The sequence below is a fragment of the Gordonia phosphorivorans genome, assembly GCF_042432625.1.
GTDB classification, from domain to species: Bacteria; Actinomycetota; Actinomycetes; order Mycobacteriales; family Mycobacteriaceae; genus Gordonia; species Gordonia phosphorivorans.
In genome coordinates this window covers 60,129-84,019 of record NZ_JBHLWV010000006.1, presented here as the reverse complement: position 1 = coordinate 84,019, position 23,891 = coordinate 60,129, and the positions used below count along the sequence as shown (strand labels likewise).

At 67.3% G+C, this 23,891-nt stretch carries 19 protein-coding genes; 8 read left to right on the top strand and 11 right to left on the bottom strand.

Annotated elements, in window-relative coordinates:
• Nucleotides 1–49 precede the first annotated feature (49 nt).
• Both ACFFJD_RS01915 and ACFFJD_RS01910 read right to left on the bottom strand, forming a co-directional pair.
• Nucleotides 50–709: an RES domain-containing protein gene (locus ACFFJD_RS01915; RefSeq protein WP_382360105.1), complete on the bottom strand. Its 660-nt coding sequence runs from the start codon at nt 707–709 to the stop codon at nt 50–52.
• A gap of 223 nt (nt 710–932) precedes the next feature.
• A complete protein-coding gene (locus tag ACFFJD_RS01910; protein WP_382360102.1) occupies nt 933–1,319 on the bottom strand; it encodes an antitoxin Xre/MbcA/ParS toxin-binding domain-containing protein in 387 nt (128 codons plus the stop codon).
• Between the two features lie 282 nt (nt 1,320–1,601).
• Here ACFFJD_RS01910 and ACFFJD_RS01905 point away from each other — a divergent pair, with 282 nt between their 5' ends.
• Nucleotides 1,602–2,405 carry a hypothetical protein gene (locus ACFFJD_RS01905; protein WP_382360099.1) on the top strand — a complete coding sequence of 268 codons (804 nt, stop codon included), beginning with the start codon at nt 1,602–1,604 and terminating at the stop codon, nt 2,403–2,405.
• Nucleotides 2,406–2,456: 51 nt separating this feature from the next.
• Here the strand turns inward: ACFFJD_RS01905 and ACFFJD_RS01900 are convergent, their stop codons facing one another.
• Entirely contained in the window at nt 2,457–3,911 is a 1,455-nt protein-coding gene (locus tag ACFFJD_RS01900) for a DnaB-like helicase C-terminal domain-containing protein (protein WP_382360096.1), read from the bottom strand.
• A gap of 40 nt (nt 3,912–3,951) precedes the next feature.
• The gene (locus tag ACFFJD_RS01895; protein ID WP_382360093.1) at nt 3,952–4,758 is read right to left on the bottom strand and encodes a RusA family crossover junction endodeoxyribonuclease; all 807 of its coding nucleotides are present in this window, start codon (nt 4,756–4,758) and stop codon (nt 3,952–3,954) included.
• 148 nt (nt 4,759–4,906) lie between these two features.
• Between ACFFJD_RS01895 and ACFFJD_RS01890 the strand changes: the two genes are divergently transcribed.
• The 5 genes from ACFFJD_RS01890 (at nt 4,907) to ACFFJD_RS01870 (ending at nt 11,527) form a co-directional block, all read left to right on the top strand.
• The gene (locus tag ACFFJD_RS01890) at nt 4,907–6,577 is read left to right on the top strand and encodes a hypothetical protein (RefSeq protein WP_382360090.1); all 1,671 of its coding nucleotides are present in this window, start codon (nt 4,907–4,909) and stop codon (nt 6,575–6,577) included.
• A 371-nt stretch (nt 6,578–6,948) separates the two neighbouring features.
• Nucleotides 6,949–7,494, top strand: coding sequence for a single-stranded DNA-binding protein (locus tag ACFFJD_RS01885; protein ID WP_382360088.1), 546 nt, complete (start codon nt 6,949–6,951; stop codon nt 7,492–7,494).
• Nucleotides 7,495–7,698: 204 nt separating this feature from the next.
• Nucleotides 7,699–10,440: an FtsK/SpoIIIE domain-containing protein gene (locus ACFFJD_RS01880; protein WP_382360086.1), complete on the top strand. Its 2,742-nt coding sequence runs from the start codon at nt 7,699–7,701 to the stop codon at nt 10,438–10,440.
• Nucleotides 10,441–10,452: 12 nt separating this feature from the next.
• Nucleotides 10,453–10,701, top strand: a complete 249-nt coding sequence (locus tag ACFFJD_RS01875; RefSeq protein ID WP_382360083.1) for a hypothetical protein — start codon at nt 10,453–10,455, stop codon at nt 10,699–10,701.
• Between the two features lie 13 nt (nt 10,702–10,714).
• Nucleotides 10,715–11,527: a metal-dependent hydrolase gene (locus tag ACFFJD_RS01870; RefSeq protein WP_382360080.1), complete on the top strand. Its 813-nt coding sequence runs from the start codon at nt 10,715–10,717 to the stop codon at nt 11,525–11,527.
• 28 nt (nt 11,528–11,555) lie between these two features.
• Here ACFFJD_RS01870 and ACFFJD_RS01865 read toward each other — a convergent pair whose 3' ends face one another.
• On the bottom strand, nt 11,556–12,662 hold the full coding sequence (locus ACFFJD_RS01865; protein WP_382360077.1) for a hypothetical protein: 1,107 nt from the start codon (nt 12,660–12,662) through the stop codon (nt 11,556–11,558).
• A gap of 144 nt (nt 12,663–12,806) precedes the next feature.
• On the opposite strand from ACFFJD_RS01865, the gene ACFFJD_RS01860 reads away from it, so the two are divergent.
• Nucleotides 12,807–12,956, top strand: a complete 150-nt coding sequence (locus ACFFJD_RS01860) for a hypothetical protein (protein ID WP_382360074.1) — start codon at nt 12,807–12,809, stop codon at nt 12,954–12,956.
• A 44-nt stretch (nt 12,957–13,000) separates the two neighbouring features.
• Here ACFFJD_RS01860 and ACFFJD_RS01855 read toward each other — a convergent pair whose 3' ends face one another.
• From ACFFJD_RS01855 to ACFFJD_RS01835, 5 genes are all read right to left on the bottom strand, one after another.
• A complete protein-coding gene (locus ACFFJD_RS01855) occupies nt 13,001–13,525 on the bottom strand; it encodes a transglycosylase SLT domain-containing protein (protein ID WP_382360071.1) in 525 nt (174 codons plus the stop codon).
• A 35-nt stretch (nt 13,526–13,560) separates the two neighbouring features.
• Nucleotides 13,561–14,682: a hypothetical protein gene (locus tag ACFFJD_RS01850; protein ID WP_382360068.1), complete on the bottom strand. Its 1,122-nt coding sequence runs from the start codon at nt 14,680–14,682 to the stop codon at nt 13,561–13,563.
• A 17-nt stretch (nt 14,683–14,699) separates the two neighbouring features.
• Nucleotides 14,700–17,288 (bottom strand): hypothetical protein, encoded by a 2,589-nt coding sequence (locus ACFFJD_RS01845; protein WP_382360066.1) that lies wholly within the window; start codon nt 17,286–17,288, stop codon nt 14,700–14,702.
• 70 nt (nt 17,289–17,358) lie between these two features.
• Complete coding sequence (locus tag ACFFJD_RS01840) at nt 17,359–18,243, bottom strand: hypothetical protein (RefSeq protein ID WP_382360063.1); 885 nt, start codon at nt 18,241–18,243, stop codon at nt 17,359–17,361.
• Nucleotides 18,244–18,427: 184 nt separating this feature from the next.
• Complete coding sequence (locus ACFFJD_RS01835; protein ID WP_382360060.1) at nt 18,428–20,065, bottom strand: vWA domain-containing protein; 1,638 nt, start codon at nt 20,063–20,065, stop codon at nt 18,428–18,430.
• Between the two features lie 65 nt (nt 20,066–20,130).
• Here ACFFJD_RS01835 and ACFFJD_RS01830 point away from each other — a divergent pair, with 65 nt between their 5' ends.
• Nucleotides 20,131–21,321, top strand: a complete 1,191-nt coding sequence (locus ACFFJD_RS01830; RefSeq protein WP_382360057.1) for an AAA family ATPase — start codon at nt 20,131–20,133, stop codon at nt 21,319–21,321.
• 234 nt (nt 21,322–21,555) lie between these two features.
• Here the strand turns inward: ACFFJD_RS01830 and ACFFJD_RS01825 are convergent, their stop codons facing one another.
• Nucleotides 21,556–23,880, bottom strand: a complete 2,325-nt coding sequence (locus tag ACFFJD_RS01825) for an AAA family ATPase (RefSeq protein ID WP_382360339.1) — start codon at nt 23,878–23,880, stop codon at nt 21,556–21,558.
• Nucleotides 23,881–23,891: the final 11 nt, after the last annotated feature.

Below are 23,891 nucleotides of genomic sequence, written 5' to 3'. Positions count from 1 at the left end.
AGATGGAGCCGGGAGGCCGGTACGGGGAGGGATTGGTGTCCCGGAGCGATCAGTAGATGGTCATCCCCCGCAGCCGAGCTGCCGCGACCAACGCCGGATGGTCTATGCCGATCGTGTGCTCTTGGGCAACGCCGATCGGATCTTCGCCGGTTCCGTCGTCGGTGCGCCGCATCCACATAGCGACGTTCTGCACAGTGCTTCCCCATTTCGACGGATAGATGACGCCGTGCGGTACTGACCCGTCATCGAGCACGACGTGCTCCCTCAGAAACGCGGCAAGCGCAGTGGTCAGGCGCCTGGATTCGGGCTCTGGGTCGGTCAGATGCGCCAGCGCCAACTGCTTGATGTCAAACCTGCGGAGGATCTGTGGGCAGGCCAGGTCGAGAGCGGCAATCGAGTTGGCGCCGGTCACATCAACGAACCATCCGTCCGCCGGTAGCTGCAGCTCGTAGAGCTTTTGCGCGTCGCGCCAGCCCCGCGGAATTGACCGGTACTTCATCCCCCCGCAGCCCTGGAGTTCGCGTGCAACCTGGTCAGCGAACGTCGGTGCGTCCCCGACGGCGACATCATCGAACAGCTCGGACAGCGGGGTGTCCGGAGGGTCGGGCCGAATGTACTCGATGACTTCGATGAACGCGCCTTCGGCGCTGGTGCCGCCGTAGATGGTGCGGCCTGGAGTGTCCCAGCGCGACCACTTATGAGGAGTCATGCTGGCGAGGTGGGGGCGGACAGGGGGGTTGAGCGGCCCATACGTCGGTCTGGCGACACGGTAGATCGTTGCGCTCGCGCTGCGGACGATGTTCAAGCCGGTTGCGCTGCAAATTTCGGCGTTCTCATGTGGCAGCAAAGACTGTGGGACCTCCCGTTAGACCAATTCATCAGTTTAACGGGAGGTCGGCCAGAACTTGCCCTAGCCTGCGCCTCTTCGCGATCTATCCGTAGTGGTGATCGGAAATGAACGCTTCTGCTGCGTTGAAAACGTCCTTGTACTTGCCGTCGCGGATGCAGTCCGCCGGAGTGTGACCACCCAGCCGGGGGTTGGCAGAGATCAACCAGCTCCGAGCGATCTGATCGTTGTCGGCGTCTTCGATCGCCTGAAAGACAGTGTGGGCGGCCTTGAGGCGAGTGGCCTTGTCGTCGGCGGGAGTCGCGTGCGACGGCTCGCCAGGAGGAGCCGCCCACCTGGCTGGCATCGCTCGGCTCCGAGTGTTGGCGATGTACGCCGTCAGTGTTCGGCCCAGTCGTTCAAGCAGGTACGCGACTACTTCGTGCGTCTCCATGCGAGCCGTGTCGTGCGAAGACCTGGTCAAAACATCCATTACTTAGCACCTCCTTACCGCCTTCGAACGTACTACTGTGTCACAAAAATTGCCAGAACGACCCAAAAATATTCGATAAGTATCGCGTCAAAGTTCCAATAACGCCCCAGTCGAGGGAAGTTCAGCAGGCCTGCAGACCCGAGAAGTGCACACAGTCCATCCCCAGCAGCAAGTGCGGCTGGCTGCCGAAGCGCCGAGACTGTCAGCCGAACGCATCGTGGCGGGGAAGAAGTGGATGCGAGAATCGCCGCATTCGAAGCCGATTCTTCCGAGGAGCGCCGCATGGGCACCATCCGCACCCGCCTGCAGTCACTTTGGTGGTCACTCATCGACTGTGTCAGCAACTGGTGGCAGCGCCTACGGGACCTGCCGGGGCGCAGGAAGGCCGCGGGCGCTGGCGCCGTGGCGGTTCTGGTCGGCGCAGTGGTCGCGGTCGCAGTCCTGGCCGGGCCTGACCGCAGTGAACCGGCACCGAATCCGGCGCGCATGGCGGTGGTGACCAACGGGGATCTTCCGGCGAACCTGTGGACGGGATGGACCGAGACGCCGATCGCGGGACCGCCGGCAGTGGCGGTGACCCCTGCGGGTGCGAGCGCCGTCCCGGAGGCTTGCGTGCCCGGTGGACAGTTGCAGCAGCAGGTGCAGCATTTAGGGGTTGACGGACCGCTATGGGCCGGTACCGCGTTCGTCAACGTCGCCTTGGGGGCGCGCGCGGAGACGATGATCGCGGCCAACGATGGTGACATCAACCGGGCAGTGGACACCTGGTCGGCTGCGTGCGGTCAGGCCCGCGTGAACCTGGGCGAGAGCACTGTGGATGTGCAGGTCAAGCAGTTGCCGGTCAACGCGTCCGCGTACCGGCTGAAGGCGGCGCGGGTGGTGGCGCAGACGGTAACGCCGACGACCCCCAATGCGGAGGCGGAGTCGTCGACGTTGACCGCAGTCGGCCGTTCCGGCGGGTACGTCTCGTACGTCACCCTCACCTTCCCTGGCCCGGTGAATGATGACGCGATCGTCACGCTGGACACCCTGTGGCGGGCGCAGGCCGCCAAGCTCATCGCCTACCAGCAGACCGGGGAGCTCTGAACAAGGCGTCAACAGTGCTGAACCGCTCCGGTCCCCTCTGTGGGCTGCGGGTTAGGCGCCCCAGTCCGAGCCCAACGGCTGCTGCATGGGAGGTTCGGGTTGCGGTGGGGGCGAGGCCGTCTCGGCGAGGATCTGGCTGCGCGAACCCGCCGACGGGGGGATGGTGCGCATGAACTCGCCGATGAAGTCGCGGCGGAACTCCCAGCCGGCCATTCCGTGCCGAAACTTGAGGCCGTGAATGGTGAGGTCGGAGGAGAGGATGCCGCGCTCCTGGGCGGAGTGCGGGTCGGTCGCGTACGGGCGCTCCAACGCCACCACCAGGTCGGCGTCCTGCTCATACTGGCCGGACTCTTTGAGGTCGTCGAGCCGCGGTGCCCGGTCGATCGCGTCACGGCCGAGCTGGACCGCCGACACGAACGGCACCTCCATCTTCTTGGCCAGCAGTTTCGACCGGGTCGAGTTGCGGGAGGCCCGCACATAGTTCGACTGTGACTGCTCTCCCGGCGGGTCCTGCAGGATCTGCTGATAGTCCTGATAGATCACGTGCAGGTCGCTGCCGGTGGACCGGAACTTGGCGCGCGCGGCCGCGGCGTGACGGGCGATGTGGGGAACATCGTTGGCTTGGTCGTCGATGACCATGTCCCATCCGGCGATCTCGGCCATCGCGTTCTCCACCTGCTCAATTTGGGTGGTCGACAGCTCCCACGGCTTGTTCAAGTACGTGTCGACGGTCACCGTCGAGCACAGGGACACCACGAATCGGCCGAGGAGTTCGGTGGCCGTCATCTCCGTGGAAGCGAAGTACACGCCCTTGCCGGCGCGGGCCGCAGCCCGCGCCCAATCACACAGGGCCACGGTCTTACCGGCACCCGGCCTGGCTGCGAGCAGCACGAAATAGCCTGGCCGTAAACCGCCCACAAGCTGGCGATTCATGTGTTCTGCCCCGTCCAGGTCATCCCATCCGGTGGGCACCCCGATCAGGCGGCGCTCCCCGTTTCGACGCTCATGGAAGGCTTCGTGAACGGCCACCATCTGCTCGTTGATGTCCGGCAACGCCGCCGACGTCAACGAGGGGGCGGCGAACAGTTCCTCGACCCGCTCACGGGCCTGGTCGACGGTCAACGATGAACCCAGCTGGTCGGCCACCAAACGCAGATCGTTGGCGCGCGTTCGCGCCAGAAACTGGTCCCCCAACTGGGCCAGGTATGTGTGTGGGGCGCTCGCCGGTTCGGTCAGCACCGCATTCAGCAGCCCCGTCAACGCCGGGTATCCGCCGACGTCACCGAGCCGCCCCGACTTCTCGAGGTGCTCGTGAACCGACCCCAAGCCGACGGGTGTTCCCTCCAAGAACAGGTCGCACACGGTTTGGAACACCCGCTGGTGGGCGGGCGCGTCGAACGCGGCCGGCGCCAACGCCGACGCGGCCAACTGCAGGTAGTCGTCGTCGGCGCCATCGAGGAGGGCACCCAACACCACCTGCTCGGCGATCGCAGTCACTGAAGTCATGGCAGGCACCGTAAGGGCCGAACAACGCCGCCCGCGGCACTCATGCCGCTCGCAGCGCGGCCGGGAGGATGTCGGCGATCTCGGCCGGACACGGCCCCGGATCGGACAATGTCGTCGACGGGAACACCGCCGCCACATCCAACGGTGACACCTGCAGCACGACGCCGGGCGCCGACAACGCCCACGGATGCACATGCTCGGGGCGAGGGTATGTCTTCGCGGACGACCACTCCACGATCCGCGAATCGTCGGCGAACAAGCGCCACCGTTTCCGGGGGGTGATCGCATCGCCGGCCGCCCGAATCAGCTTGTCCAAGTCCGGTGCCGTCGACGGCGCTACCCGCGGCGAGCTCGACGAGTCCGGGGCCGTGCTGACGGTGTGACTGCCCACCACACCACCGTTCTTCGGCACCGTCATGGGCACGGTGAACACCGCGTGCACACGCAGCGGACAGTCCGCCCCGATCCCGCCCAACCCGACCGCCGACAACATGGCGCGGTGGATGGCGGTGCGCCAGGCCACCAGCTCCGGGCCGGACTCGCGTTTGATGACACCGGCGGCGACGGCCCGCAGCGAACCCTGCGGGACCGGTTTGCCGGCGACCGCGAACCGCACCACCGAGCCGGGCGCGTCCGCGAAGACGCCCAACTTGGACGGATCAACTTTCGCGTCCCCGACCCGCGGGCCAGTGGCGGAGGTGCGGCGCCGCCGCGCCGGTACCGGCGGCGCCGGCGGCGGCTGGCGAAGAGCGCAGTCACGGCAGCTGGACCGATCGACACGGATCAGCATGCGCCCGCACCCGCACAGTCGGTGAGTGCCCGCATCGACGAGTTCCTGTCCGTTCATGCCGTTCACCCTACGAACCGCCCCTTCCCTCCCCCACAACCCGCGAAAAGAGGCTGCTACCTGCGTGGACGCGGTGATGTGCCGCAGTGCAGAAGTGGGCTGCTGAAACGTGATGGTCACTGCCCAAGCGATGAGAAGGACCAGAACAGTGACCGCACCCGCAGCATTCGAACGCAAGACGACCGGCGGCAGCTTCGTCGCCTACGAGGCCCGCCCGTCGCGCGCCACCGTCGAGATCAAGGTCGGCGACGGCACCGAGCAGGTGTTCGTGCACCCGGAGGTTTTCATTCAGGAGTACCCGTCGATCAAGGTGCTGTCGGTGGCGGCCAGCGAACGCGGCAACGGCCTGTACGTGCAGTTCGATCCCGCCTCCGTGCCGGTCGGTGAAGGCAAGCAGCCGCTGACCCGGGCGATCGCCGCTTCCACCGTCGCCGGCGGCGAAATCGAGGCCGCGCTGCGAAGGGCCCAGGAGACCGGCCGCCCCGTCTATCTGGCAGTGGAACGCCGCCGCAAGTACAAAAGCGCCGACGGGAAGGTGATCAGCTACGACGAACCGATCATGGCTCTGCGCGGCTTCACCGAGGACGGAGAGTCCACCGACGCCGCCCAGGGTGTCTCGAAAGCCAACATCAGCAAGGTGCTGGCACTGGTCGGTCCCGCCGACCGCGCCGACATCAACCTCATCAGCAGCGAAGCCCGCTCGAACCCGCTGGACTGGCCTCTGCACCGCAGCAATCGGGTCGGAAAGACCCCCGCCCAGGGCTGGGTGCGCATCACCCGTCCCGACGGAACCCCCGGCGGCGCGGCCATCCCCCGCGAGATGTGGCGCGAACTCAGTGGCGCGGCGACCGGCGGCACGGCGCAGCTCGACGACGCCGCCGTGTCCCGCATCGCCGACGCCGTCGCGGTGCGCATGGGTGCAGCCAACGACAACCCGACCATCAGCCGTCCCCCGCAGCGCACCTCCCGCTCGGCCGAAGGCAAGCGGTGGGATCTGTACAACTCTGACGGCCGCGTCAACCCTGGCAGCTACGCCGTGTCCGGTCTGCTGGCGATCCGCGATACCGCACTGACCGCGCTCGGCGAAGCATGCTTCACCGAGCAAGCTGACGCCGACTCGGCCGGGCGCACCCCGAACCTGCTGACCCGCGACCAGATCAGCACCACGGCCACGGCCATGATGGGACCGCTCAGCGAAATCGTCGACCAAGTGCAGACCGCGATGACGGGTAAGCCCGCCAACCGGATCAACGGTTCTTCCGCCACCGCCGCCAAGATCATCCGCCAGGTGGTCCTGCAGGACGTTCCGCTGACCGTCGCCGTCGTCAACGACCCGCAGCTGCGGGCGCACTGGCTGACCGAGGTGGGCGAGGTCGGCCGGGTGCTGGCCGCAGCAGTGCTGGCAGCCACCGAAAGCTACCTGGACGAGGTCTCCGAACCGACACCGATCAACGACGCCTCCGGTCGGGCTCACCGTCAAGTGGACCGCCAGAACGACCCTGTCGATCCGCGCGGTGCTGCCTCGCCAGCGAACAGCAATGTGCAGCGCCCGCCGACGCCGAACTTTTCGGTGGGCGACAACGCGGTCTCATCCATCCGCGACCGCAACCACCAGGCATTGCAGCCACTGCTGGAAGCGGCCGGTATGCAGCCCGAGCACGCTGCCCCGCTGCTGGCCGAGCAGTTCGGGACCGCCGACCTGGACCAGGTCGACCCCGAACTGCTCGCCGGTCGGGTTCAGACGTGGGGCCAGGAGCCAGCCCGATTCCGCGACATGGCCCAGCACGTCTACACGAAGGCTCAGCAGCGGGCGTCCTGACCGCCGTCGCCGGCTGTCCCTGCACCATCACGGTTCAGGAACAGTCGGCGGCGCGGGACCGGCCATGCCCTACCGGACAGCGGCGCCGCACCACGCCGAACGGGCCGGCACCGGGAGACCCGCACAGGGGAGCCGAGGACTGCTCTGGTGCGATGCGCGGCCCACCGGCAACTCCACGACAAGCACTGACGTCGGCTGCCGTCGACAGGGTGACCGCGCATCCCCGACCCCCGAACCGTCGTCATTCGTCGTCGCGCTCCCTGCGCCGGCAAAAAGTGCCGCAGCCAGAAAGATCCGATTGCGAGGCTGTTCATGCACGAAACCGAAGCCGCACAACGAGGCGGCGACTCACCAACAGAAGGAACGAAGAAATGGCCGGAGAAACCCCCATCACCATCATCGGCAACCTCACCGCCGACCCCGAGCTGCGGTTCACCGCCTCCGGTGCCCCCGTCGCCAACTTCACGGTGGCTTCGACCCCGCGCACGTTCGACCGTCAGACCAACGAATGGAAGGACGGCGAGGCACTGTTCCTTCGCTGCTCCATCTGGCGCGATACCGCCGAGAACGTCACCGAAAGCCTCACCAAGGGCAGCCGCGTCATCGTGCAGGGCAACCTCAAGCAGCGGTCCTACCAAACCCGGGAAGGCGAGAAGCGCACCGTCGTCGAACTCGACGTCGAGGAGATCGGGCCGTCGCTGCGCTACGCCACCGCCAAGATCACCCGCACCCCCCGCAAGGGCGGCGGCGGCCAGGGCGGCGGCTACCAGGGCGGCGGCCAGAACCAGTCGAACCAGCAGGGCGGCGGCAACTGGGCCAACGAGCCCGCCGGCAATCAAGCCCCGCCCAGCCAGCCCGCTGACGACCCGTGGGGCAGCGCCCCGGTCGGCAACCAGAACGACGAACCGCCGTTCTGATCGGACGCGGGGCCCGCACGTGGTGCCCACCCCCACCTGCGGGCCCCGACACCAACCCGCACAACTGACGAACCCGGCCAACACCAGTTGGCCGGGTTCGATCGCTCTGACGAGGCAGCCAGCGACTTTTTCGGCCCAATGGACAGAAAACGCGGTTCGTACACTCGCAGTAATTCGAAGCCAATGCACCACGAGGAGCCGCTCATGCCGAGCACCCGCCAACGTCGCCCGTCGCCGACGGCGCAACGGCTGAAAGCGTCGACCAAGGACCACAGCCGCCGCACCCTGCTGGACTGGCTGACCCTCACCTTCGGCCAAGACCGGCAGTCCTTGGCCGGCCCGGTCACCCCGACCGTCCTCAACTGGCTGTTCCTGGTCGCGATGTCGGCATGGATCTACCTGGCCGGATTCAGCATGACGGCCCTGTACCTACTTCTGGCATGGCTGATCGTCACTCTCATTCGCGCCGCATACGTCCAACGCCGCCGCCGCGATCAGCTCGCCACGATCTTCTCCACCCTGGCACCGGTGGCGAAGCTGCCTGCCGGCACCGCCAGCCACCCCACCGATCCCAGTCGACACATCCGCAAGATCAAGTGGGGGGCGCGCGCCCTCCCGGAAACATTCACCGCCACCCTCAACTCGGCCGCCCCCGCCGCCACGGCCCCCTTGCTGCGGGTGGGCGTCGAATCAGCGATCGAGAACCTGCCCCACGCTCTCAGCAAAAGCGGAGGCGAATGGCTGTGCACCTGGGATCGCGCCACCGTCACCGCCCAGGCTGTCCCCGCCAACGATCCGCGACTGACCCGCAAGGCGTACACCCGCAAAATCACCGCCCTGATCGTGCAAATCTTCCGGGTACCGGCCACCCCGGCCGCGGCCAGCGGCTGGAACGTGACCATCAAGGACTGGGACAGCGCACCCACCGCAGACGGAGGAGCCTCCGAGTACCCGACCGGTCTTGCTGTGCGCTGCGCAGACCGTGACCTGTCCGATCCGGTGCTGCGCGATCAAGTGGAACGCCAGATCGAGCGCGCCATCCCCATCCCCGGAGAATGGCTGTTCACCTGGGACCCGGCCACCTCCAGCCTGTCCGTCGATCACGCGGACGCCGAAAGCCTGGACGCCAAACGCAAACGCACTCAACGCCGCCTGCGCGACGACATCAGCGCACTGGTGCCCGCGCGAGGCAAAGACCCCGTCGTCCTCGACGTCATCGACTGGGTCAACCCCGAAATGGATTTACCGCGCACCCTGCACGTCTCCTTCGGCACTCTCGCCGTAGACGACTCCCGGCTCCGCGACCAGATCGAAGATCGCTTCGACGCAGCCATCGTCAACCGGTGGTCGACCGCCCGCGCCCTATTCGACTGGCAGCACGGCGCCACCACCGAACTCGACATCACCCTGGTCTCCCACAACGACCCGAAGGCTCAGCAGCGGTCCGCGCTCACCCGATTCCGCAACGTCACCAACGCGAAGTTTGGGTCTGCCCGCAACCCAGTGACCACCGAAGTCCTCGAATGGCAGCCAGAGATCTCCGCGAGCGGAGTCGCGCTGCCGCAAGTCGCGCGAGTGAACTTCGGGACCGTCGACGTCACCAAGTCCGACACCAAGGACGCCTTCCAAGACCACTGGGACTCGATCGACAACAACATGGACTGGCATTACGCGTGGGACACCGCGGCCGGGTACGTCGAAATGCGGGCAGTTTCGAAACTCCCCGACGCCGTCGCCTTCCCTGACGAGGACGCCCCCGACCGCAAGGAAATTCAGGCCCTGTTCCGCGCCGGCAAGGTCTTCATCGGCCTACAGAAGGGTGGCGGCTGGTTCGTGTGGGATCTCAACAAGATCGCGCACGGCCTCATCGGAGGCTCCACCGGCGCCGGCAAATCAGTCCTACTCGACACGATCCTGCAGGGAATCCTGACCAACAGGGACCTCATCGAGGTCGTGGTGTGCGACTTGAAGATGACCGACTTCGCATGGACCCCAGAGTTCCCCAACACCATTGTGTTCGCCGGCACCCCGCAGGAGGCGTGCCTGGCGGTGGCAGCGACGAAGGATGAGATGGAACGCCGCAAGAGCTTGTGCAACAAGCGGGGCGTCCGAAATCTAGGACAGCTGCGTGCCCTCTACGCCCGCCAACCCGAACTCGAAGCCGAGGACGGGCCATGCCCGCGGCGACGGTTCCTGTTCTTCGACGAGATCGGCGAGTTCCTGGCCAAGTCCAAGGACAAGGATCTGGAAGAACTCCTCGACGTAGCGCGCTCAGACCTCGAGTCGATCGGCCGGTTGGCGCGTGCCTTCGAAATCAACATTGTCGCGGCCGCCCAGAAACCCGAAGCGCAGGTTGTTTCGACCCAGCTGAAACTGCAAATGCAGTTCCGGGTGTGCGTTGGCCCCGTCGACGAGTACACCTCCAAGCAGATCCTCGAATCCAACCACGGCACCCGGTTCCCCCCGGCCGTCCCCAAGGGCCGCGCCTGGGCGTGGACGTCGGCGAGCGGCTTCCACCTCATCCAGGTTCCGTTCCTGCCGTCGGCAACCGAACCTGCGCCGTGGGATCCGTCCCTGACTATCGAAGGCTCCCGCGAACGTCTACGCGCTGGACTCGAAGCGGAGGGCTGGATGCAGATCCAAGTAGCCAATTCTGACGGCGGACAGGACCCACGGTGGGTGCGGGTGGAAGACGACGACCCGCAGCCTGCGATCGACGCGGCACAACCGGACCGTGACGCTGACCGCCTACCGATCGGGCTGCCCGACAACGCCGCCGACGCCTACCTGCCTGTCGACGACTTCACTCCTAGCGAGGACGTCGCAGACCTCGACGACCGGGCGCCGCTCGGCGACGGCCCCGCAGTGGACCCGTTCAGTTCCTTCGATGTGGACCCTCCGTGGGACACGTCTGACCCGGCCGACATCACCCCAGCAGCAACCTAGAGGAGACACATCATGCGTATTGGAACCCTGATCGGCACCGGAGTGCTCATCCTCGCGATCCTGTTCGTCGGCGCCAACGGCTACCTGCCGGTCCCTGAACCGATCCGCAACCTGTGGGACCGCAACTACGAACGCAACGTCGAACCGGCGAAAGAGAAGTGGGACGACCTGAAACAGCAGGTCGAGACCACCGCGCCCCGCGCGGACCTGGGTGCGCCCGCATTCTCCATCCCGTGCACCGTGCCGGTGTGCGCGGCCTGATCGGCGGCCGACAATGGTGATGGGGCCAACGCACGCAATGTCCGGGGCCGCGGCCGGTCTGGCGATCGCCGCACTCATTCCGGCGTCGATCGGGGGCCCCACCACCGCGGTCGGCGCGTTGACGTTCGCGGCGGTCACCGCCGGCGCGGCACTGCTGCCCGACATCGACTCCCCGCAGGCGACCGTGTCCAAGACGTTCGGTTTCATTTCCGTGGGGGTCGCCCATGTCACCGAAAACGCAGCACTCGCCATCTACCACCTGTCCAAGACCGACCGTGATTCCGACCGCAACAACGGACACCGCACCGCCACACACACGGTGTGGTTCGCCGCTGCGGCGGGCCTGCTTGTCGGGGTGCTCATCGGCCTTTTCGGGAAGCTGCCGGCCCTGATCGTGCTGTTCCTCATGCTCGGCCTGGCGATCCGCGGCCTGTTCCCGGAATGGAGCTCATCGTCGGATTGGCTGGCCATCACCGGGGTGTCGGCGGCGGCCGCCGTCGCCGTCGGCGCATGGCAGCCACAGATGGCGTCGGCGTGGGCGCTCGGCCTGGCCGTCACCGTCGGGATCCTCGCGCATCTGCTCGGCGACGCCCTCACCAAATCCGGTGTGCCGATGCTCGGTGGGCTCGTCGGAATCGGCGGCAAGAAGTGGTGGGATGTGTGCCCACCTGGCTTCATGCGCATCAAAGCGAACGGTGTCGCCGACAAGGTCCTCCTCGTGGCATTCACTGTCGCCGCCCTGTGGTTGGCCTACCTGACCGTTTTCGAGCCGGCAGCGCTCGGCGCCAGTTGGCCTCCGGCCGGCAGCGGCGGACAGGCTGCGTGAGCGGTCGGAGGCGAGGAAGTGCGCGGCCTTAGCGGGCGCCGAGCAGAGCCGATACCGCCGCGAACGCGTCGCGTTCAAACGGTGCGCCGAGCGCTTGTTGGGTGCTGGCGGGATAGAACAGCCTGAACGGCAGGCGCTGATCCGGCGAGACTTTCGACCTGTCGGGCATGGGATCGAGGCACGTGATGAGCCCCAGGGCGTCGAGGACGTGCACCGCCTCGTACGCCTCGCCGCTGAGCCCGTAGAAGTCGCGGCGGACGCTCTCTTTGAGGTCGACGCCGGTGTCTGCGACAGTGCCGTCGCGGCGGGCGAGACGTAGATGTCCGGTGCGGTCGATGATCGCCAGCAGGACGGCGATCTCCGAGGGGGTGAGAACCAGATGCCAACCCTGGCGGAAGAAGGCCTCGGGAATGCGCAACGCTTTCACGTTAGATGCGCCTTGACCGGGAACAATGTATTCGAGGCCAGTGCCGTCGTCGGCGAGCACACGGAAGCCGGTGTACGTCCCGGCAGTACCGGTGGCTCCTTCGCGGGGGGTGATCAGGCCGTGCGTGTGCAGCTGCTTCAGGGCGGTGTTGAAGGCGCGGCGGGACTGTCTGAACCGGAGTGCCGGGTCGATTGTGGCAGCGGCAGGGGCGGGGTTGCGGCCGGAGTTCGGGCGGCTACGTGGCTGCTGCAATCCGGCTAAGCGCGCCCACGCCGGCTGGCCTATTTCCCCCGTGGTGTTGTTCCGGTCGTAGGTGTAGCTGCTGCCAGGGGTGCCTTCCTGTTGGGCGACGTACAGCATGGTCAGGTACGTCGGGAGAGCGTTTCCTCCGGCGGCCGCGATGAGCCGGGTCATCGGCGGGCGAGTTTCGAGCTCGTCGGTGATGGCGGTGAACGGCACGTGCGGGCGAGCGGTCGGTAGGCGGACAAAATCGGTGCGAATCAGGATCGGGTCGCCGGAGGTGCTGTCGATGTCCTTGTAGGCGTCGATGGCGTACGCGATCTGCGCTGCCCTCCTCCGCAGTTCACGCTGCCGCCGCAGCATCTTCTCGCGGTTGCGCTGGTCTGCCTGCTGACGCCATCGGACGTGCCCGTCGCGTTTGGCCTGTTCTTCTGGGGTGAGGACGGGGAGCGGCCCGAAAGTGTCCATAGAAATAGGGTACCGAATGGCGGGTACACGATGGGCGGCTTATAGTTAAAGCTACCTGTTACTGTGCTCGTACCGCCCATCGTGTACCTAATGCCAGATGTGTGGGCCGGATCGACGCGCGACTATCAGTGCATGAACCGCGATATGACCGCTCTGATCCAGACCGCCGCCGAGCACGGCTGGGCGACGACGCTGCGCACCCTGCTGCTGCTCCTCGCCTTCAGGCCGTGGGTCTACCTGCTGATCCCGCTCGTGGTGGCAGACCTCCCCCACGACGTCTTCGGCCCCGGATAGATGCCGTCCGGCGCGCGACCGCTGAACCGCCCGCACCCCAGCAGTCACCGCTCTTGCGGGGTGGCGGCCGCGACGATCTGCTCGATCCCCAGGTCCTTGAACGGGACTGACAGATGGTGGGAGCCCGGGTTCACGGTGGAGTTCACCCCGACCGAGTAGGCGCTCACCAGATTGTTCAAGGACGGTTCGGCTCCTGCCTTCTGCAGCAGGGCGGCGTTGTCGCAGTTCACCGCGACCTGCACGGTGACCGAGTCCAGCACGTTCAGCCGATCGGTGGCACCTACCTTCGGCGCCCACTCCTGCCACGCGGAGGGTGAGATCTGCGCCGCGCCGCTCGCCCCGCTGACGGCGACAGCGTCGTGGGTGAAGTTCGATTCGAACTGCAGCTGCGCGGCCACCAGGTTGCGATCCACACTCGGGCAGCCCTGCGCCCCCAACGCCGAGGTGATGGCTGCCTGGTAGATCGGCGGGGCTGCCGTCCACGCGCTCGACGGCCGCTCAATCTCCGGCCGGGCGGGGGTGTCGGCGGTGCAGGCGGTCGCGGCGGCGAGCACGAGCGCGGCGAGCACGGGGAACGAGCCCGCGACTGACCGACATGATCGTCCTAGATGGCTTCGTCAAGACGGATCTGCACCTCCTCGAGTCCATCCGAGATCACCTGCCGCGCCTCGGCGGCCCACTCGACCGCCGAGTCTGTGCTCCGCAACTCCGTTTCGATCGCGGCCAGCTCGTCGTCGTCGATGGCGTCGATGATGTGGGGCACCTGCTTTCTGATCTTCGTGATCTCCGGCAGCAGCGCATGGATGCGGGTGATGTCGGCCAGCACCCGTCGCACGTCGGCGGCGGTCCGCATGTGCGAGAGCACCGAGTACACCTCCGAATCGGAGACCGACGCTTCCACCCCGTCGGGAAGACCGGTATCGAAGATCTCCGTCAACGACGCCGCAGGACGCGGCGCCGCCGGCTGAGCATCCGCCGGCGCCGCGGCCTCACCGTCACCGTGGCCGTCGCTGTCGGGTTCGGTCTCGACCCCGCCAGCACCGCCAGCGTCGGCATGAAACCCTGCACCGTCACCGCCACCGCCACCGGCAGGCCGCCGACCCGCCGCAGCCTGCTCCCCACCTTCGCCGCTCCCGTCGTCGAGATCAGGATCGTTGTCGACGTCCTGCTCGCGGCGTTCGTTGTAGGACGTCAGCGCCCCGTTGATGATGTCGTTGACCTCGTCGGGGCCGTCCGGGCCGATCTCGGCCATCCGGGCAGTGATGTCGTCGATCAGATCGACGTCGTCGAGGCCGGCGGCCGCCGCCGAGATGGACCGGACCGCCCGTTCACTGATCTTCAGTTCCGACATGTCCACGCCCGTGTTCTGGGCGATCGACCACGCCAGCCACGCCACCCGCGTCATACGCCGCAGATGGGTGTCCGACACCGGTTTCCCGGTGCGCGGATTGACCAGCATGCCCGACAACTCCTGCGAGATCATCTGCCGCGGCGAGTCATATCCCAGCGCCGCATGACCTTGCCTGGACAGTAGCTCGGCGATGGCGCTGTAGAAGTCGTTGGCGGCATTGACGGCGCGGCGAATCAGGGCGCGAGCCTCGTCAGCGGTGCACGGGGTGTCGGCGGCGTCGACGATGTCGCCCACCGGTGCCGCACCCGCTGAGACCAGCTCCAGGCCGTCGAGTTCAGCGTCGATCGCCGCGTCGGCCTCGGAAATGGAAGTCATTTTCCTGTCCCTTTCGGTCAGAACTTGTGCTCGGCGGCGACCCGACCGCGGTGCTCCTGGTCGAGAGTGGCTGACGTCGGATTGAGAACCCACCGAGACCGCTGCACCCGTTGGGGGTCGCCGTAGACGCGGTCGAGAGCTTCGGCGCGCGCCGACCCGGTCGGCGGAATGTAGTAGCCGTTCTTCAACGACGCGTTCGCTGGCAGGCCCAGCAGTTCGCGCAGTTCCCGGCGCTGGGCAGCAATGGTCTTGCTGCCCCGCGCCGACCGCTGAATGCCGATGTTGATACCGCCGTCGCTGTCGCGACTGACCGGGAACGTCCGGCGCGGACCCCGACCGGACAGCACCTTACGCAGACGCTTCTGCACAGCGACGGTGTCATTGAGGTCGATGTCGGCGACGGCGCGACTGCCCACCGCGGCTTCTTCGTCGCGTGACCACGTCGTCGGTTCCGCGATCGGCGCACCGTCCATGGTGGTCGGCGGCATCGTCACGGGCGCGTTTGCCAGGGTGCCAGCGTGACTGCGCTTGGCCAGAGCCGACAGGAACTCGTCGTTGCGTTCGCCGCGGCGGGCGGTCAACGTCGCATAGTCGACGCGGCTACTGGCCGACATGGGCGCATCCAGTGACAGGCCACCGATGGCTTCGGGGTTGCTGTCGGGACGTCGGCGACTGCCGTTGGCTGCCCGGTAGTGGTTGCCGGCGGCCACGGCGATCCCGTCGACGTGGCGGCAACGCCCGTTGGAGGCGAACGCGGGGCAGTTGCAGCGCAACGTGGAGCGGCCCCGGTCATCGAACGGGGAAAGGTAACGCTGACCGTCCTCGCTCCACACTCGCACCTGGCCGTGCACGTTCGCGCCCGGCAAGTCTGCCTGGATTCCGACCTCGGCGATGGTGCTGTTGGTGGCCGTCGCCTCGTCCACTGCCGCCTTCGTCGACACGTGCATGCGGCCTTCGACCTTCTCGCCGCCGACATCGCTGATGGTCACTGGGCGTCCCGGCGCCCGCGACAGACCGGTCACAAGATTGCGGGGGCGCGGCGGCAGCTTCCGGCCACCGTCACGCACAGCCTCCCGAAATGCCTGATTGTTGGCGGCGTTGCGGGCCGGTACTTCCTCGGACGGGCCCCCACTGACCGGGCAGCGGTGCTGGGAGTTCATGGAGGCGAACTGGCCGCAACTGTTGCATTTGGTGACGGTGGCGGCGGCTGCAGCGTCGGCGGCGTTCTCGAACCCGTAGGCCTCCCCGCTGTCGCGGGCGGACAAGCCCAGCGCGTGCAGACGCTTACCGAACGTGTCGGTGCCGTCGGTGAGCTGCGCCCACGCTTCCGGGGAGATTCGTCGACGGAACGGGGTCGGCGGGGTCACCGTGCCGTCCTTGCGGACGTACGGGTGCGGAGTGATCTGCAGAACCCCGTTGCCGGGGTTGTATCGGGCCTCCTGCACCCACGAGACACTGCCGCCCTCCTTGTCGAACGCGGCCCGCAGGTCGGCCTCGGCTTCGTCGAGTTCCTTCTTGCGGCGCGCGATCTGACGGTCGGACAGTTCGTTGTCGCCCACCAGCTCCTGGATGCGGGCGGTGCCGGTGGCACGCAGACTGTCCGGAGTCTGATCGGGGTACAGGCGCGAGCACACTTCCGCCAACTGCTCGTCGTCGGCGTTGAGGACCTTGCGCCACTTCGTTGCTTCGACGGCGTTGTCGAGTGTCTGGCGGTCGGCGGCGATCTGGTCGCGCTGGCTGACCAGTGCGTCGTTGGGGCATGCGGCGTCCTCGTGACCGAACTGGCCGCAGTGCCCGCAGCGCACCAGGTTGCCCTTGTTGTTGGGGTCGGCGAAGGTGCGCTTGGCGCAGAAGTCGTCGTGCATGGACGGCCGCGACGGTTGCGCGGCGATCGCCTCAAGGCGTCGACGTTCCATCACTGCCATCGCGTTGCGTTCACGCCCGGACTGCCCCAGCTCGTCCTGGTCGCGGGCGGTCATCCCGGCCAGCGACAGGGTCTCAGCTAGCGACGCTGGACGGGTGTCGGACTTCTCGGTGCCTTCGCCGGACCCGAGCTTGTCGCGGAAGGAATCCTTGAGCGAAATGTTGGAGAAGTCGCCCGACTGATTCATCAGTGCACGCCACTCTGCGGACACCTCCTTCATCGACAGCCCGCGGTGGCGGGCGTTCATTTCCAGGAAGTTGAGTTGGGCGGCCTGGTGCGAGCCTTGGCGGCCACCCATCCGCAGCACCGCAGACAGTTGGGCGGCCGAGTTCAGCTGGGCGCCGGAGACAGGGTTACCGTGCCGGTCCTTGCCCGTCAGTAGCCACTGCTTCGCTTCCTGGATGCGGGTGACGATGCCGGTCTGGCCGGCCTTACCGGTGTAGGGCCGATACTTTTCGCCGTCGGTGAGGTTCGGGTCGGCTTCGATCTCGGCGATGTACGAGTCCATCAACGCGATCTGCTGCTCGGTGGTGATCGGGGTGGACGCTTCGAGTTCGTGGTTCGCTTCGTGGAGCAGAGATTGCGTTTGGGCGTCATGCAGAACGCCGTCGCCGTTGAACCGGCTCATCTTCTTGAAGGCGCCCATCGCGGCCGACCTCAACGGGTTTTCGCGGCAAACCATGGCTGGTCTCCTCTGTGTGCAGAATGGCTTCGAATGTGGTGTTGATCGTTCCAGAGCGGGACAGGCGAACTCAGGGATTCGCGTCAGCGGCGTCCTCGGCGCGCTGGTTGCGCCGCAGGTACGGGTACACGATCGGGTCGTCGACGAACTTCTGGAAGGCTGGGTCCGGTTGCGACGACGGACGCGTGGCCATCGTCAAGTAGTTGATCGCGATGAGCGATTCGATGAACTCTTCCTCGGTGTTGACGTCCAGCAACACCACATTCTCGGAGGTCGGATACTCGAAGGTGATCCCTTCGGTGTCGACCGCAGTGCGCAACGATTCGATGAACGGCGCCGGCGTCCACGGCAGATAGTTGCCGGTGTTGATGACCAGACGGATCGCCGACCGCCACTCCGGGCGCACCACCGGAACCATCGCCGGCGGGTCGGCGGTCTCATCCCATACCGCGATCTCGCCGGGAATGCCGATGGGGAATCCGCCGCCGCGGGTCGCCGACAACACCAGCTCTTCTCGTTCGGCGTCGGTGAGCTCGAGCCATGACCCGTCGGCGACAGCGTCGGCGTTGATAGCCGCCTGCAAATCCACGCGCAGATTCTCGGCGAACGCCGTGCGCAGCAACCCAAGGTCGTACAGCAGGGACTGCGCCTGCTGGTAAGCCTGCGACTGCGCCAGGGAGGGGCCGGTGTCGGCCGGTTCGTCGGCGGAGGTAGCCAACTCCATGGGAAGGATGTCCCCCAGGCCGGGTTCGCTGCCGATGTCGGTGGTCTCGAAGACGCCGAGTGCGTTCAACGCTTCCACGTTCTGCTGATACTCCTCCCCGATCAGCACGCACAGAATGTCGGTGAGGCGGTCTGCGTAGATCCGACTGTCGGTCCCCACGATGGCCACGTCGTACATGTAGGGGCGGGTGTTGCCCACTAACGGCAGCACCCGCCCGTGTTTGGCACCCACTCCGGGCACCTTCCCATCTGAGGTGCACATGGGTGGCGCACACAGGTGTGGCGGCACCTGCATGGCTTCCTCTGCAGTAATCAGCGTGACAGGCGGCATGCGTAACCCTCTCGGCTTCGAATCTTGAACCGAGAATAGACACACCCTCTTACCACCAACTCAGGTCAGCGGACAGCCCCAGAGGTCACCGATAACTGCTGGTCAGAACGGATAGGGCGGCGGAAGTGATTGCTTCAGCCATCGCGGCGGGCGCGGGCTGATCGACGACGGAAACCCCGGCAGGAATGAACCGGTCACCACCGATGCCAGCCAACGCCCACACGAGTTGAAACCCGTCCGCGTGGGCGTCGTCGATCGCGTCCTGCACGTCCTGCGAATCCGGCAGCAGACCGTCGGTGATGACCACCAGCAGGCCCGCACCGCGACCAGTCAACGCCGACCGGGCGGCCGTCACCGCCGCACCGCATCCTGCTGATCCTGACCCGGGATCGCTGATCACCGGCACCTTCGGCGGCGCCACACCATCTCCGACGACCACGAATGCTTCCCCACCGAACGCCCACATGGTGTGCTGCCCGCCGCGCTGGTCGACGGCGTGGGCGGCCGCCCACGCCAACGACGTCGCCATTTCCACCCAGGGACGCATGGTGGCTGAGGCGTCGACAATCACACCCAACCGCAGTACCTCAGCGGTACGCGGAACCGGTCGGATCGCAGTCCACGGGGTCGCCGTGACCTGCCGGCCGGTGGCGATCTGCCCGGCCCGGGCCACTAGCTGCCGCGGATTCAATCGACCCGACGGGTACGGGACCGGGGTGGGCGCCATCGACGGGCTCCTATGCCCGGCGACGGTGAGCCCGTCCCGGAAGATCCGCAGGTTCCGCCGATCCCCGGCAGCCGGTTCTCGCCAAGTCAGCACCCGCTGCCCTGACATCATCGCCCCGCCCGCACCACCGGCGTCCCGGTCGGCGACAGCCCCTCCCACACCCGGCCGGCGAGGCCGATCCCCGACCAGTGCGGCGGTGGCTGCACTATCGGCGAGCGCCTGCTGCGCGGCGTCGGCGAGGTCGGCCGTCAACTGGCGGCCCAGTGGATCGGCCACAGGGTTCGGGGTGAACAGTTCAGCGCCGGTCAATACCGGGGCCGCGGCCGCCGTCACCTGCACCCCACCGAACGTTTCGGCGTGCAGTTCCAGCCACTGGCGGGCAAGCACCACCCAATCCTCGAGTTGCGGGGATCGTCGCGGAGTTGGACGCCCGGCCAGGGCCCGCCGCCACAGCAGCTGCCACGCCCCGAACTGGCGGTCCCCCAACTGCTGGCGCACCGCGTCGTAGAGGGCCGTGACCGCCGCAGCAGGCAGGACCGCGCTGTCGACGCGAGGCAGCACATCCCACACCCCGACAGCCAGCAAGGTGTCGCGGTCGTACTGGTCGGGCTGCCACAGGACGTCGGCGGCCGCGGTGACAGCACCGACGTTCTCCACCCCCAGTCCACGAATGCGGGCCGCGTGGTGCAGGTGCAGCAGATGAGTGACGGCAGCACGCTCCACGTCGCTGAGGTCCCCGACCGTGGCAGCGTCGGCGGAGGCGTCGACGACGGCGGCCGCCGCGCAGGCCACCGCCGCAAATCGGGGTGCCCGCAATCGTCCGGTGAACGCCGCAATGTCGACCCGCAAATCACGGTCGGTCAGACGGTACCGGCCCGGATCGACACGGACAGCCAACCCAGGCTGGGCGGCACCCAGACGTGGGGCCGGGCCGGCCACATCGAGCTGCTCGCACAGTTCAGTCAGTGCAGCGTCGGCCCGCTCGTAGACATGCACAGGGAATCGGCCTCCTTAGACTGTGCGCACTGTAGGCCACCGCTCTCCTTGAAGGGTCACCAAAGATGCTGCTGTACGGGTTCGTGTACGAGGTCAGTGATGGCGCCTTCGACGAACTGTCCATGATGGCTGTCACCGAGACCGGGCACACTCTGACCCGGGAAGAAGGCCGCGACACCCGCGTCGAACGCAGCCCCCGATGGAAGCTCAGTCGGGACGGGCAACGCGACTTGGCGGCATTCATCGACACCTGCCATCAGGCGCGGGCGAACACCACCGGATCAACCCGAATGATCGACATTTCCCCCGAGTTGGCCGCCGACTGGGACCGGTGCGCGGACGTGTTCATCGAGAAGGCGACCAGCGAGGCCGGCATGAGGGGCACGCCGGAGGAGTTCAGTCGGCGCTGCGTGCCCACCCCGCGGAGTGTGCCGGCGATCGCAGACGTCACTGAACTGTCCGTCGCCTTACCGGATGGCCGCCAGTACCTTCCGCGACTGATCAACGGCATGGCCGACGTCGAAGTGTTGAAGGCCGCCAACCGCGCCCACATCGCTGTCGCCCTGGTCGGGCCGCCCGGCAGTGGGAAGTCCACGGCGCCACTGGCCGCATTCGGCGAGGAACTGGTGGTGCTGGACTGCTACGAGGGGATGGTGCGCGAGGACGTGGTGGGGGCGCTGCTGCCGGTGCCCGGACAGGTCGGCGACTTCGAGTGGATCGACGGACCGTTGGTGCAGGCCATGCTGCAGGGGCGGCCCCTGCTCATCGACGAAGCGGCCTGGATGCCGCCGGGGGTGCAGGCGCTGCTGCATTCGGCGATGGATGAGGCCCGAACCGTGACCGTCGTGGACCGTCCCGGAGAGACCGTGGTGCGCGCGGCGACCGGGTTCTCGGTGCTCACCAGCCACAATCCTGGCCAGGGGTTCGGGTTGTCTGATCCGGTGCTTGACCGGATCGGGCTGATCGTGTCGGTGCCGGCGGACTTGGATCTGGCGACCGACCTGGGGGTTCCGCCGGTCCTGGTGAACTTGGCGAAGGAACGTCACCACTGGGTGGAGAACACCGGTGACCACACCCTGTGGGTGCCGTCGCTGCGGGAACTGTTGAGTGCGGCGGCCACCGAATCGGTGTTCGGGATCGAGTTCGCGGCGTCAGCGTTGACCGCGAAATGCCCGCCGGAACAGCGAGAACAGTTCTCTGAGCAGGCGTCCCGATTCATGCGCGCCCCGACCGCATTGACCGCGGTGGCGCCGTGACCGTCGGAGGGCCGGATCAGTCTGCTCCGACCCTCCGACGAACACTTGCTGGCCCACACAGCCAGGCGCAGCTCACGTCGAGCCCGAACCGCACCGCCAACCAAAGGGGGATCTGTCCGACGGGTCCGGGGGCCATGGAGCTGCTGACACCAGTCTAGGTGGCCGCAACCCCACGGGAGGCCCTTCACCTGGCCGGGCCCCGCCGGGCGGTGACGGGGCCTGACCAGGGTGGGGCTAGGAGGCGAGGTCCTGGTCCACCGTTTCCGTCGTACCCAACGGGGAACGCCACAGCTGGTGCACCTCGGTCGCATGGTCGAGGATTTCACTGGTGTGCGAGACCAGGATTGGGGCGGCGAACAAGTCGGTGATCACTTCCAGCACCTGCCGGCGCCCATCTTCGTCGAGGTAGCTGGTGATCTCGTCCCCGATCAGCTGGTACGGCAGATGCCCTTCGGTGATCTGCATGGAGATACCAAGCCGGAACGCCAGCCCGGCCCGCGCTTTCTCGCCACCGGACAACGCCGACGTCTTGCGCAGTCGCCCATCGGCCAGTTCCACGCGCGGAACGAAGTCCGAGTCCAGCCGGAACGCGACGTGTTCGCCACCGAATCGGGCCATCAGTTCGGTGGCTGCTGCACTGATGCCGTCGCAGAAGTCGCCGATCAGGTCCTGCCGGTAGGCCGCGAGCACCTGGGCGTGGGTGTCGGCGATCTCGGCGGCGGTGACCGCGGCCTGCTTACGCTTCCACTGGTTGTCGGCGACGTCGGCGGCCGCCCGCAGCTGCCCGGCCCCCATCATCGCGGTGCTCGCGGCCGCCGACGCGGCGTTGGCTTCGGCGGCCAGTTCCGCCGCCACCGACTGCAGCTGCCCTGCCTCACTGAGCGCTTGGGCGACGGTGTTGGGGTCAGGGGCCACCACCTGCCCGTCCTGGGCTGCTTCCAACGCCTGCTGGCAGGACTGCAGGTGTTGGCGGGCCGACAGGAGTTGCCGGACCGCGCCCCGCTGCTCACCCACCCTGTTGAGCTGCTCGTCGATCTGCGCCTTCACCGCGCGCAGTCCGTCGACCACGTCGGCCGGTTCAGTCGCCGACGTCGCCAGGTGCGGCTGGCAGGCGGTGATCACCTGAGTCAGGTCGGCCACCGACTGGGCGGTGCGGCTGCGAGCCCGGTCGGCGTCGGCGGCTGCCGCATCGACGCGGCCGATCCGCTGCTGCGTCTGCTTCAGTTCCCCGGTGAGCGTGTTGACGGTGCCTGCCAGTTCCTCGATGAGGCGTTCGTGGTCGACCGCTGCGGCGGCCACCTGCTCTCGTTGCGTTGTCAGGTCGGCGACCAGCGCGGACGCGTCAGCCAACGTGTGCTGGCAGGTCGGGCAGGTCGGGTCGGTGCCGGTCACCGCTTGGAGGGCGTCAATAGCCTTGGCTAGGCGGGCCGATTCTCCGCCGGCGGCCGCCAGGTCGGCGCGGGCTTGGTGCCCGCGCGCGGTGATGGCGGCGATCTCCTCGACCAGTTCGGCGTGCCGGGCGGTCGCGGCGGCACCGTCCTGTGCGGCTTGTTCGGCGGCAGCGGCAGCATCGTGTTCGGCCTGTTCGGCGGCGGAGTGTGTGCGCCGGGCCGCGAGGAGACTGTTGCCCAGGTCGGCGACGGCAGTGCGGTTGTCGGAGAGTTCCCGCCACCGCGCTTCCACGTCGTCGACACTGCCGGACTGTCCAGCCCCGGCCTCGAGTGCAACCGCCTGCGCACCCTGTTCGGCCAGCTGCGCCGATTCCAGCACGGCGCGGGCAGCGACCACCTTCTCCCGGGAGGCCTGGGCGGCCAGCGTGGCCTGCTGGAGGCTGGTTGCTCGGTCGTGGGCCTGCTGCCAGTTGGTGTGCGCGCGGTCGGCGTTGGCGCGCGCCGCCACCGCCGTGGTGTTGAGGTCGGCGGCATCGGTTTCTGCGGCGTCGGCGGTCTCGGCGGCTTCGACGACCTCCGGCAGTGATCCGGGGAGGGCGTCAGCGACCTTTCGTGTTTCGTTGGCGGCCTTGCGGGCGTTGTCGCGGGCCTTGGTCAGCTCCGAGATTCCGGTGTGTTCTTCGACCAGGCGCTGCACCTCCGTCGGTGGGGCGGTGGTCAGCAAGTCGACCTCGCCCTGCCGGATCAGGGACGACCCGGTCAGCCCCCGCACCCCCATGCCCAGGATCTTGGTGACCTCCGTCGTCATCAACGTCGGCGTCATGTTGTCGATCTCGACGTTCTCGCGCCACATGCGGGCCGACGCCTTCTCCACCGGCTGCCCCTTCCGCTTCCCGCGCCGCAGGGTGCGCATGGTTCGGTAGGTGACGCCGTCATGGGTCCAGGTGAAGTCGGCGACGACTTCGGCGCCTTCGCCGGCTTTGTCGTAACGCAGATCCAGCAGTTCCTGGTCCGGCCCGGGATCGCCGTACAGGGAAAACACGAGCCCAGCAAACACTGAACTCTTCCCGGAACCGGGGCGGCCGATCAAGGCATGGAGGCCCTCAGACCCAAAGTCCAAGGTCAGGTGCTCGGTGGAACGAAAGTTCTGCAAGGTGGCGGTCAGCATTCGCATGACGG